Here is a 12,619-nt window from a genome sequence, read left to right as displayed (position 1 = left end):
CAAATTACAAAAGTTAGGGAACCATTTAGGTATCCCTAATTTTATAATGAATATCAACATTAAAATTTAACACAGCCTAAAAAATTAGAAAAAGTCGTTCTGGTTGAGGACACCATTACTTCCAATGACACGCATAAATATAATTTACTTTGGCATATATCTCCTGAATTAAAAGTTCAAAAGCGTGACGAGTTAATTGAGCTATATAAGGGTAATGAAAAGGTGATGGAGATAGAGTTTACCTCTTCCGTACAATTGAATCTTAAAACGATATCAGCTCAAGTCCGTCCAAGACCAAGGGGATGGATGTTTCCAAAGATGGAAGAGAAAAAGCCTTTTACTACTGTTGAACTAGAGTTTACAGGAATTACTGAAACTTGTAACACGGAATTTCGATTGGAAAACTTTAAGTATCAGTCACTAAAACAAATTGAAACTGTTGATAAGTTAAATTGTGAAAATAATCCAATTGTAGATAGCTTAGAAATAAAAAGAGTTTTAATAAAGAAAATTGATAACAAAAGTATAGAAGTTAGTTGTGATGCAATTGGAGAAGGGATAAAGTACGCTTTTTATATATATAAAAATGATAGTTTAATCCAAAAAGTTCCTTATAGTATTAATTCAAAACTCATATTTAATGGAGATGCTCCAGGAGATTATAAAGTAAGGGTCTATGTTCGGGATAAGAGTAATAACCAAACAGCTAGAAATTCCAAAGTATTAATAATTAAAACAGGTGAATAAGACGATAGAATATTCCAATATCAGAACAATAGTCTAATATTGATGATATTGTTGAGGAGTAAAAATTAATGAAAAATTCTGCACCATTAGTCTTATATACAACTAGTCAAGATATTAAAGATAAATTACTTTATCAAGATCAACAGAATTGGCTAACTGAGAATCTTTTAATGCTAACCTATAAATCAGAAGAAATTTATGGTGATATCGTAGATATTGCCGGTTGCGGTGTAGTCAATAATAAATTTGTAATGGAAGGGCCAGATTTAAAGGGAAACCAAATTTTTAAAATCTCACCTCACGAACGTGGTTCCTTAATTCGAGGTGGAGTTTGTATTTATCAATATTCTTCAAGCTACAAAAAAGTAACTATTTCTCCAGATCCATTAGGATATGCTATGGTGAATTACTATATAGATGAGGATTTAATAATTATTTCTAACGAACTAAGAGATATTGTCAAACTCCTTGGATTATTTGGTAAGGAACTTAACGTTTGCACTGACTATTTTTATGAAATGATAGCTACTGGAAGAGGTGGTTTCTTTTCTTCGCCATATGAAGAAATCAAAGTATTAGAACCGTTTGAGTTTATTGTTCTAGATCAAGAAGGAAATGTGACCATTCTTGAATATGTAATAAAGAGCGATTTTTTTAATATTAAAGAAACTTATAATGTTTTATTTGAGAAAGGTGTGCAGGACATTTCAGATAATATTATTTCAGTTGGAAGATATAAGAATGATGGATTCAAAATATCACATTTAACAGGTGGTTTTGATTCTAGAATTGTGTTATCTGGAATAATCGGAAATGACCTGAAAGATGACATTTATTTTTATTGTAGTGGAAGTAACAAATTACCTGATAAAATGATAGCTGAAAAATTAGCAGTTGAGCTCGATTTAAAAATGACAGATTTTCCAGGATTCAATCTTAAGAAAAATTATAAAAACTTTAAAGAACAATTAAGATTACCTCTGGATTTTACCGGTGGAATTATTGCAAGTCCAGCTTCTGACTATCATATTCCAAATAATAATATAGTTCTAAGTGGAGGATTTGGAGAATACTTTAGAGGTTCCCATGGGAAGTTATTAGCTGGAGTAGATTTTAGTAATATTCCTTCTCTATTAGAAAAAAGATATGGAGCATTGTTATTGGGGATTTCTGACACTTCATTACTGTCCGAACAATTTAAAACAAATCTATATAGTAAAGTGGAATCTAAGTTTAATTACTTAAGAAGTCTTGGTATTGCAGAAGTGGACCTTTGGGAGTACACATATTTGTTGGTGAAAACAAGATACTATATTGGTCCAATTTCTTATAATTGGTCAAAAATAACTGGACGTTTCGATCCATTATACTCTCTTGATGCTCTTAAATCAGCATTTTCTTTACCAGCAAGTATAAGACACGAAAATATTATGGGGTTTGATATACTTAATTATTTTTCTCCAATTTTAGCACAGTTGCCGTTCGATTCAAACAGATATACTAAGGGATATATTGAAATAAAAGGAGAACCTGTTCATACTAATTTTACAAAAAGTGGAGAACCAAAATATTACTTGAATGATCAAATTCATAAAACCAAACCAGTTGATGGGGTTAAACCAGAAGAGATCCACATAAAAAAGGCAAAGGAAGTCGGCGCACCATTATGGCAGATAGTTAATCTTGATAAGGTTCAATCGGAATTGAAATTATTATTCCAAAGCCAAAATGCTGATAAAATATTTGCAGGATTAAATAGAAAATTATTCAGTAGACTAATAAATAACGATTTAAAAAATCGTGCACATATTCGTTCTCTATATTCAATATATTCAACAATCGATTATATTCAACAATAATAACTTTTATAAAGTCGGAGTAGACTTTATAGTTAACAAATATTAGGATGGTTATTATGATAAAAAATTTAAGTGTTAATTTGGTGAATTTTTTTCAATTAAGAGTTGCGGTTGAGCATGAAGAAAATGATTATTTGTTTGCTTATTATTTATTTAAATACAATGAAGTAATAGAAAAAACACCTTATAGCAGAAGTTCCAATTTTACCTTTAACCTTGAGGATCCGGGTCAGTACTTAGTGCGGGTATACGTAAAGGGTAAAGGTGGTACAAGGGACGTTCAAAGTACACAACGAATATATTTTGATGGCTTCAGAGAGCAAGGTGTAAGTGTAAACACAAAACCTATATTAATTTATGGTATCTCTAAAATGTCTGCTGCAGTAAAGCATATTTTAGAAAAAAAGTATAAAATAGATGGTTTTATTTGCAATGATGAGAAGCAAGTTGGTCAAACGTTTTTTGATTCGGAAATAATTTATATGGAAAACGTAGATAATATTGAGGACTATAAAATTGTTGTGGTTGAAGACTTTAGGGAAGAACATAAGGAATTGTTTATCCAGAAAGGAATTAATTTTGAGATATTTAGGATGAATTATTTTCCGGATAACATAGTGCTTGAAACAATGTATAATTTATCTGCTTATGATTTATATTTTATTTCAAGGAAATGTTACTTGAATGGATTAATTAAAGGCGCGAACTTTGTAAAGAGTTTCATAAAAGATAAATTTAATTCTTATATTCCTTATACTGTTGAAATGGGACAAGGTGTTAGTTTTGGTTATGGCGGTATCGGAACTGTAATAAACGGGAAATCTATAATTGGTAATAACGTTAAAATATCACAAAATGTTACTATTGGATCTAGAGGGGATATTCCGATTATTGGTAACAATGTTTGGATAGGTCCAGGAGCCAAATTAATAGGGGGTAAAATAGGTAATAATGTAGTGATCGGAGCTAATTCAGTTGTTACGAAGGAAATACCTGATAACTGTGTTGTTGCTGGAGTGCCCGCAAAAATAATAAGTACTGATATAGTAAAGTATAGTCATTATTTTAATACTAAATAATTGAAAGTTTTTTGCTACGGCCCTACAGGAAAGTCTTCTTCTCCAACACATTTTAAAATAAATGATATTTGTTTATTTTATTTTTTTGAAAAAGGAGATGAAAAAATTGAAACAAGTTAAAAAAGCAATAATTCCGGCCGCAGGACTAGGTACCCGTTTTTTACCTGCAACTAAAGCAATGCCTAAGGAAATGCTACCCATTGTAGACAAGCCTACAATCCAATATATCGTTGAAGAAGCTATTGAATCAGGTATTGAAGATATAATTATTGTAACAGGAAAAGGGAAAAGGGCTATTGAGGACCATTTTGATAATTCCTATGAGTTAGAGCAAAATTTGTTGGAGAAAGAGAAGTTTGAGCTGTTAGAGAAAGTAAGGCAGTCATCAGAAGTTGATATTCATTATATTCGTCAAAAGGAACCAAAAGGACTAGGACATGCGGTTTGGTGTGCAAGAAATTTTATTGGGGATGAACCTTTTGCAGTTCTTTTAGGGGATGATATTGTTCAATCATCTACTCCTTGTTTACGACAATTAATAAATATGTATGATAAGACATTGTCTTCTGTAATTGGAGTTCAACAAGTACCTGAAAATGAAACGCATCGATACGGGGTAATTGATCCTTTAACCAAGATAGAACGTTTATATCAAGTTCAACATTTTGTTGAGAAACCACCTTATGGAACTGCTCCATCTAATTTAGCCATAATTGGACGTTATATACTTACACCAGAGATATTTTTATTTCTTGAGAAGCAACAAATAGGCGCTGGTAATGAAGTTCAATTAACAGATGCAATTCAACAATTAAACAATATTCAAAGAGTATTCGCCTATGAATTTGAAGGTAAACGTTTTGATGTTGGAGAAAAGTTAGGGTTTATAGAAACCACAATTGAATTTGCATTGCAAAACAAAGAGCTTAAAGAAGATTTATTGAATTTCATGGAGCATATTCTAAAAAGAGAAGTATTATCAGAATCGTGATAGGAAATATAATTCGAAAAATAATGAAATAATAAATTATGTTTATGCTATTAATAGTTCCAATTAGCATTACATTTATTGACAACAGTTAACTTACACATTATAATTCTTAGTCGAGTGTTGTCGGAATTTAGCTTTATATTATAAGGAAAATTTAGGGGGATTATTATGAAAATCTGTACTATAGGACTAGGATATATAGGACTTCCAACATCAATTATGTTTGCAAAACATGATGTAGATGTTGTCGGGGTTGATGTTAACCCAGCAGTAATTGAATCGTTAAATAATGGAAAAATCCATATTGAAGAACCGGGTTTACAGGAAGCCTTAGAGGAAGTTATCGCTAAGGGTAAGTTTAAAGCTTCATTAGAAGCTGAAAAAGCGGATGCATTTATTATCTCAGTACCAACACCAAATAATAATGATAAATATAAGTCATGTGATCTTAATTATGTTTTATCTGCAGTTAAAACAGCACTTCGTTTTGTAGAAAAAGGAAATGTACTCATTGTAGAATCAACAATTGCTCCAAGAAGTATGGATGACTTTGTAAAACCTCTTGTAGAAGAAACGGGATTTGTTGTTGGTAAGGATATTTTCTTAGTCCATTGTCCAGAACGTGTATTACCAGGACAAATCCTACATGAGTTAATCCATAATAATCGCATTGTTGGTGGTGTAACGCCTGAATGTACTGAAGCTGGTGCGATGGTATATAGCACATTTGTTAAAGGTGAGATAATTAAAACTAATGCAAAAACTGCAGAAATGTCCAAGCTTATGGAAAACACTTTCCGTGATGTAAATATTGCATTAGCAAATGAACTTACAAAAATATGTACTGAACTAGAAATTAATGCACTTGACGTGATTCAAATGGCTAATAAACACCCACGTGTAAACATACACACACCTGGACCTGGTGTTGGTGGGCACTGTTTAGCAGTTGATCCATATTTCATTGTTGCAAAAGCACCTGAACAAGCAAAACTAATTAACTTATCAAGAAGTATTAATACTTCTATGCCTGAGTTTGTTACTGAAAATGTCAATAAATTAATGGAAAAAGTAAATGGAAAAGTTGTTACTATATTTGGTCTAACATATAAAGGAAATGTAGATGACGTCCGTGAAAGTCCAGCAATGGAAATTAGGGATTTATTAATCAATGAAGGAAAATTTGAAGTGCGTTCCTTCGATCCACATGTAGAAGCAGATTTTGTAATAAAAGAGATGGAAACTGCTGTTAAAGATTCTGATCTAGTGTTAATCCTTACTGACCACAATGAGTTCCGTGAATTAAATTGGAATATGCTATCTAGTATGGCGAATAAACAAATTTTCGACACGAAAAATGTGGTGAATAACCGTTCAGAAGAATGTAAGTATATCAACTTCGGTAATCTTTACCAATTTATTCAAAGTGAGCCAGTTTTAGTATAAAAGTTGTTTTGAGGCAGAGTAATCTCTTCATATAAGTTACTCTCCTCCTTTTTTTAAAATGCTAAAAGAAATCGTAAAAGGAAGCTATACATGAAATCTACAGGGTTAATACTTAGGGAACAATTTAGTAATATTCATTTGATTTTTCGATTATCTATATATGATATAAAAAGTAAATATCAATCGCATTACTTAGGCGTATTATGGCAATTCCTAAATCCTGCAATTCAAGTTATGATTTATTGGTTCGTTTTTGGAATTGGTTTAAGACAAGGAAGACCGATGGGTGATGTTCCATTTATAGCTTGGCTATTAGTGGGATTAATTCCATGGTTTTTCATTGCTCCAACTATTAATCAGGGGGCAAACAGTGTCTATTCAAAAGTAAACCTAGTATCAAAAATGAAGTTTCCAGTAAGTGTATTACCAACAATTGTTATTGTAGGTAATACATTTAATTTTTTTGCAATGCTAGTTATCTTATTTGTTATACTTTTTTGCTATGACGTATTTGCTGGAGTATATTTAATTCAGTTATTATATTATTTATTATGTACATTCGCATTTCTTTTTGCATTTTCCTTATTAAGTTCAACTATTTCAACGATTGTTCGTGATTTTCAAATGGTATTACAATCTATTGTTCGCATGATGTTATACTTAACACCTATACTTTGGGATATGAGTTATTTGCCTGACCGTTTCCTTATGATACTAAAGCTAAATCCAGTATTTTATTTAATAGAAGGTTTTCGAAACACATTTTTAGGATACGGATGGTTTTATGAACATCCTCTTCATACTTTTTATTTTTGGTTAGTTACCCTTACCATTTTATGGGGAGGTTCTGTACTACATTTAAAATTCAGGGATAAGTTTGTAGACTATCTGTAATATACTTTCAGTAAAAAGGACAAGTGATATTCTCACTTGTCTTTTTTCAAAGTTAAACCAATGTATAAAAATTAACAACAAAAAGGTAGATATCAATTATTATTATGCGCATTTTTTATGGTAATATTGGTATGGTAAAATATAAGGGAATTAAATAATGATACGTCTAAAGGAGCTAACATGAGTAGTTCGGTTATTTTCAATAAGGTTACAAAAAAATATAAATTATTTCGAAAAACATCTGATAAGCTATTAGATATTGCTCTGCCTAAAGAATATGGAAAAAATTTTTATGCTCTTCAAAATATTAGCTTTACAGCTAAAAAAGGTGATGTAATAGGAATTATAGGTATTAATGGGTCTGGTAAATCGACATTATCCAATCTGATAGCAGGGGTAATCCAACCTACATCAGGGGAAATTACAATTAATGGTGAGGTTGCTCTTATATCAATATCTTCTGGTCTTAATAATCAATTAACAGGTAGAGAAAACATTGAATTAAAGTGCCTAATGCTCGGATTTTCTAAACAGGAAATTAAAAAAATGACACCTGAAATTATTGAATTTGCTGAACTTGGAAATTTTATAGACCAACCTGTAAAAAGTTATTCGAGTGGAATGAAGTCTCGCTTAGGATTTGCAATATCCGTAACTATAGATCCAGATATTCTAGTTATTGATGAAGCACTCTCTGTCGGGGACAAGACTTTTGCTAATAAAAGTTTGGAAAAAATGAATGAATTCAAGGAAAAGGGAAAAACCATTTTCTTTATAAGCCATTCTAGTAGCCAGGTTAAGGAGTTTTGTCAAAAAGCCTTATGGCTTGAGGCGGGAGAAATCAAATCATTCGGTAGTGTTGAAAGAGTAATTCCGAAATATGATAAGTTCGTGAATCGCTTTAGAAAATTACCAAAGGAAGAACAAGAAAAAATTAAAAATGAGTTTGATGAAAGAAGAAGTCGAATTAATAAAGTTGTTGAAGAACCGAGTGAAGATGAAGATAAGGACGACAAATATTATAATGAAAAAATTCCAAACTCTACACGATTCAAAAAACAGAAAAAGAACAAAAAAATATTCTGGTTTATTAGTCTCTTATTTGTAACACTTTTAACTGCGGGGGGTGTTCTAAGCTGGGACAAGTTCTTTACAGACAACCAACCCAAATCCCCGGAAAAGATTGAACCTGAGGTTATTGTTGAAAATGAGGATGCAAAAATCAACACTGAAACAGTGGAAAAAGAACCTGAAATTCTTGAACAGCTTGATATTCGCTATGTTAACGTACCTGCAGCTCGTGTAAGGGATATGCCTGATATCGCTTCAAGTAATCCGGTGAGCATGGTTTATTTTGGCCAACCGATTCTTGTAAGTGAAGTGAAGGAAGATCCCAATGGTGAAATGAATTGGATTAAATTTAAAATACAAGACAATCAGGAAGTATGGATTAGTGATGAGGTTGTTACGGAGCTCGATGAACAAGTTGAAGAGGAAGAATTTTTATCAAAAGTTGGCACACACTTCAATCTTGATTTATCCAATCTAAATGAGTTGTTTACAACTGATGTTGAATCGCTAATAGAGGAAGATTCAAATACTTATACATTCGACCAGGCTGGGCGTCTATCTGAGGTTACGTATACCTTGAGTCAAACAACGACAAGAAATAAAATAGCCACAGATTTAGCTGAGCCACAGCTTGTCAATGATGAACAAAATTATCTTGTTTATCACGGAGAAAATTATGATTTTGTTTTCCAGGGAATTAATTCAAATCAATTGGACACGCTGGTCATCCGTCCCATTATGAAAGATAAGGATGCAGTAATTGAGCTTGATTTACTTGAGGACAGTGCTTTGGAACAGCCAACCAATCAAACTGAGAATAATATAACAAATGAAACAGAGGAGGTATCGACAACACCGATACCTCCGACGCGGGAAGAAAAGCCAAAGGCGCCTGCTCCAACACCAACAAGGCCTACTCAGCCTAAAGAGCCAGAGAAGCCAAAGGAACCGACAATACCGACTCCTAAACCTACGGAGCCTACAGTGCCTACGGAGCCTGAGCCTGAGCAACCGGCAAATCCGACACCAGACCCGATTGTTCCACCAGAGGAACCGGTCGTCCCAGAGAATCCGACACCAGACCCGATTACTCCTTCGGAACCGTAAAATATAGATAGAAATAAAAAGGGGCTTCCAAAGTGGAAACATTTACTTTGGAAGTTCCTTATTTTTAGTAAGGGTAGATGATGGAATGAAAGAAGTTATAATACTTATTGCAGAAATAGTAAATATTTTTCATGATCTATTGCTAGATATAACAAAGAGCCTAGGATTAGTTCTTACGGATAAAGATCTCCATTTTTGGGTGATTGGTATTATCGGGATCATCGGGTTTTCGATTGTGCAGGATGCTTTTCGACTCCTTGCGAGATACAGCATTACTGCCATTTCGTTTACCTATACATTCACCATGATTGTTATTATTGTATTTGCAATTGAAATTCAGCAGCAAATTACGGGAAGAGGAAAGATGGACTTTATCGATGCTGTTGTTGGATTATGGGGATTCCTTTTATTTTTCGCTGTTTATGTATTTATTAGACTTATTATCTTGGGAATAAAGAAATGGGGAACAACTAGTAAAGCCAAGAAAGACCGTACGACAAGATACAACGCATGAAAAACAATTAGCCCCTTACAGTGACTGTAAGGGGTGGATAAAAAGGTGTTCCGTTTTTAATAGTAGAATACCACAAATTGAATTTAATATACCTAATTTTTGATGCTTGCCTCAAAAAGGCAATAGTAAAGATGAGAGGAAGAAAGATGATTATTTTTAATAATTAACATAAGCCCTCTCCCTAAGCTACTATTCTAAGCATTGCTCATTAAGGTTGCTGAAATACTTTCTATATTAAATCTTCTTCTTAATTGACGAAAGGTGTAAATATCTTGAAATATTAGGTCGATAACGTATAATGATACAGGTGATTAGAAGGTTAATACATAAAAGAATAGAGAGAAATCACATAATACTTATAATGGTTTTAATCAAGAGAAAGGTGTGTCTAATTTTGTCTGAGAAAATTAAAGTAATGACCGTATTCGGAACAAGACCAGAGGCTATTAAAATGGCTCCTTTAGTTAAGGAACTTGAGAAATATCCTGATCATATTGATTCAATTGTAACTGTTACAGCACAACATCGACAAATGCTGGATCAAGTGCTAGAGATTTTTGAAATTACTCCTGATCATGATTTAAATATTATGAAGGATCGCCAAACGCTAGTTGGGGTAACAACTCGTGCGCTTGAGGGGCTTGATGAGGTTATTAAAGATGTTAAGCCTGATATTGTGTTGGTTCATGGTGATACGTCGACTACATTTGTTGCGAGTCTTGCAGCTTTATATAACCAAGCAAGTGTTGGGCACGTTGAAGCAGGACTTCGTACGTGGGACAAGTACTCTCCATTCCCAGAAGAGATGAACCGTCAGTTAACAGGTGTTATTGCAGATCTTCATTTTGCGCCTACAAAAAAGTCTTATCAGAATCTTATTAATGAGAATAAGAAAGAGGACACTATTTTCATTACTGGTAATACAGCTATCGATGCTTTAAAAACAACAGTAACAGATAGCTATAAAAATGAGATTCTTGAAAAACTTGGGAATGACCGTCTTATTTTATTAACAGCTCACCGTCGTGAAAATTTAGGTGAGCCTATGAGAAATATGTTCCGTGCGATTAAACGGCTTGTAACTGAACATGAGGACGTTCAAGTAATTTACCCTATGCATATGAACCCAGCGGTGCGTGAAGTGGCAGATGAAATTTTAGGTGATGATAACCGAATTCATTTAATCGAACCACTTGGTGTTTTAGATTTCCATAACTTCGCTTCTAGAGCGCATATCATTTTAACAGACTCTGGTGGAGTGCAAGAAGAGGCTCCTTCTCTAGGTATGCCTGTTCTTGTTCTGCGAGATACAACTGAGCGTCCAGAAGGAATTGAGGCAGGTACGCTAAAATTAGCGGGTACTGACGAGGAAACCATCTATCAAATGGCTTATGAGTTATTAAATGACAAAGAAGCGTATGAAAAGATGGCACATGCATCAAACCCATATGGGGATGGAAATGCATCGCATCGAATCGTTCACGCAATCCTCCATCATTTTGGAAGAACTGATGAAGCGCCAGATCCATTCCAATAAGAATAAGTACACCTAGGTGGTTGAATGAACAAAGAATTTAAAGATTTACCGAAAAGCGTTAAGAAAGTTATCCGATACATTTACCAGGATGCGAGTTATGAACAGCTTCTTTCACTAGAGAAACAAGTAAAACAAGCAATAAAAATTCGATTAACTGAATATGAGAAAAAAGAAGAGAACACCTATAAATGAATGTAGGTGTTCTCCTTTTTTACATACCTAGATTTTATAGAATGTAATAATTCTCGTTTCAAAAATTAAAGGTAAGCAAAAAAGCATGGTGATTAGTGTGTTTACTTTCACCATGCTTACTTAAAACCGTCTTATTTTTTTGATACATTTTCACTTATCTTTAAATGTTCTTTTAACATTGTGGAAAGAGCTGTACGTTCTTCTTCGGGAACTGAATAATAATAAATCCCGTCTATTTTTGTGCCGCTACCTTTCACCATCGATTGTTCAAGGCTATGTCGTGCCTCTTTGTAATTTTTTTGAATATCAACCATTTCGTCAAAGGTTAGGTTGGTTTGAATGTTCTTACCTAATGCATCTAAAATACCGCCGAATTTTGTTAAAGACGAAAAGCTTGCACCCTTATCGATAACACCCATGATGACTTGTCTTTGTCTTTCTTGTCTACCGAAGTCCCCACGGGGGTCTTTTTTGCGCATTCGAGTATAGGCTAATGCTTCATCTCCATTTAGAGTAATTTGTCCCTCGCTAAACGTATGGCCATCGTAATTAAAAGCAAAATTGCTATTAACAGTAACACCACCAACAGCATCTACAATTTCCTTAAAGCTTTCCATATTCACTTGAACATAATAATCAATTGGAATATCAAGAAAGTTTTCTACAGTATCAATTGCCATTTCTGGACCACCAAATGCATAAGCATGGTTGATTTTATCCTGAAATCCTTTTCCAACAATCTCAGTTCTTGTATCCCTCGGAATGCTTACCATTTTCATTGATTTATCTCCTGGGTTAACTGTTAGGACAATGAGTGAATCGGAGCGGCCTCTATCACCTGCACGTGCATCAACACCCATTAGTAGCACTGAAATAGGATCGCGTTTTTCAAACACGACTTCTTCTGTACGTTTATCCGATTTATCTCTCTCAATTGGCGTGTGCATTGAATCAACCGTTTTTGCTACTGAATTATATAGGTAAAAGCCATATCCTCCAACACCTAGAATTACAATTATAATAATACTAAGAATTGAGAGTAGTACTTTCTTACCTGTACTCATTTTCTTTTTATTTTGTCTCCCCATATTCTTTCTCCCTTTTTGTCTAAAAATGTCAACAACTATGAATTATAAGCTTGAATTGAAATAATAACAATGGAAATAATATGGAATTATTGTA

Annotated in this window: 11 protein-coding genes; 10 read left to right on the top strand and 1 reads right to left on the bottom strand. The window is 33.3% G+C overall.

What is annotated here, in order from left to right; all coding sequences use genetic code 11:
* The first annotated feature begins 255 nt into the window (after positions 1-255).
* From ACR65M_RS16540 to ACR65M_RS16495, 10 genes are all read left to right on the top strand, one after another.
* The gene (locus ACR65M_RS16540) at positions 256-747 is read left to right on the top strand and encodes a triple tyrosine motif-containing protein (protein ID WP_440273850.1); all 492 of its coding nucleotides are present in this window, start codon (positions 256-258) and stop codon (positions 745-747) included.
* A 68-nt stretch (positions 748-815) separates the two neighbouring features.
* A complete protein-coding gene (locus tag ACR65M_RS16535; protein WP_440273849.1) occupies positions 816-2,606 on the top strand; it encodes a hypothetical protein in 1,791 nt (596 codons plus the stop codon).
* 56 nt (positions 2,607-2,662) lie between these two features.
* The gene (locus tag ACR65M_RS16530) at positions 2,663-3,685 is read left to right on the top strand and encodes a serine O-acetyltransferase (protein ID WP_440273848.1); all 1,023 of its coding nucleotides are present in this window, start codon (positions 2,663-2,665) and stop codon (positions 3,683-3,685) included.
* Positions 3,686-3,791: 106 nt separating this feature from the next.
* Positions 3,792-4,676, top strand: a complete 885-nt coding sequence (galU, locus tag ACR65M_RS16525) for a UTP--glucose-1-phosphate uridylyltransferase GalU (protein WP_440273847.1) — start codon at positions 3,792-3,794, stop codon at positions 4,674-4,676.
* Positions 4,677-4,844: 168 nt separating this feature from the next.
* Entirely contained in the window at positions 4,845-6,122 is a 1,278-nt protein-coding gene (locus tag ACR65M_RS16520) for a nucleotide sugar dehydrogenase (RefSeq protein ID WP_440273846.1), read from the top strand.
* 90 nt (positions 6,123-6,212) lie between these two features.
* Complete coding sequence (locus ACR65M_RS16515) at positions 6,213-7,016, top strand: ABC transporter permease (protein WP_440273845.1); 804 nt, start codon at positions 6,213-6,215, stop codon at positions 7,014-7,016.
* Positions 7,017-7,196: 180 nt separating this feature from the next.
* Positions 7,197-9,194 carry a teichoic acids export ABC transporter ATP-binding subunit TagH gene (gene tagH / locus ACR65M_RS16510; protein ID WP_440273844.1) on the top strand — a complete coding sequence of 666 codons (1,998 nt, stop codon included), beginning with the start codon at positions 7,197-7,199 and terminating at the stop codon, positions 9,192-9,194.
* 85 nt (positions 9,195-9,279) lie between these two features.
* Positions 9,280-9,708: a hypothetical protein gene (locus tag ACR65M_RS16505; protein ID WP_440273843.1), complete on the top strand. Its 429-nt coding sequence runs from the start codon at positions 9,280-9,282 to the stop codon at positions 9,706-9,708.
* Positions 9,709-10,102: 394 nt separating this feature from the next.
* Positions 10,103-11,245 (top strand): non-hydrolyzing UDP-N-acetylglucosamine 2-epimerase, encoded by a 1,143-nt coding sequence (gene wecB, locus ACR65M_RS16500; protein WP_440273842.1) that lies wholly within the window; start codon positions 10,103-10,105, stop codon positions 11,243-11,245.
* Positions 11,246-11,269: 24 nt separating this feature from the next.
* Positions 11,270-11,437 carry a hypothetical protein gene (locus ACR65M_RS16495; RefSeq protein WP_440273841.1) on the top strand — a complete coding sequence of 56 codons (168 nt, stop codon included), beginning with the start codon at positions 11,270-11,272 and terminating at the stop codon, positions 11,435-11,437.
* Between the two features lie 131 nt (positions 11,438-11,568).
* Here the strand turns inward: ACR65M_RS16495 and tagU are convergent, their stop codons facing one another.
* Positions 11,569-12,525, bottom strand: a complete 957-nt coding sequence (gene tagU / locus ACR65M_RS16490; protein WP_440273840.1) for a polyisoprenyl-teichoic acid--peptidoglycan teichoic acid transferase TagU — start codon at positions 12,523-12,525, stop codon at positions 11,569-11,571.
* Positions 12,526-12,619 lie beyond the last annotated feature (94 nt).

Source organism: Ferdinandcohnia sp. SAFN-114, assembly GCF_059415045.1.
Note: the sequence above shows the minus strand (reverse complement) of the source record. Positions and strands in the feature narration are given on the sequence as shown.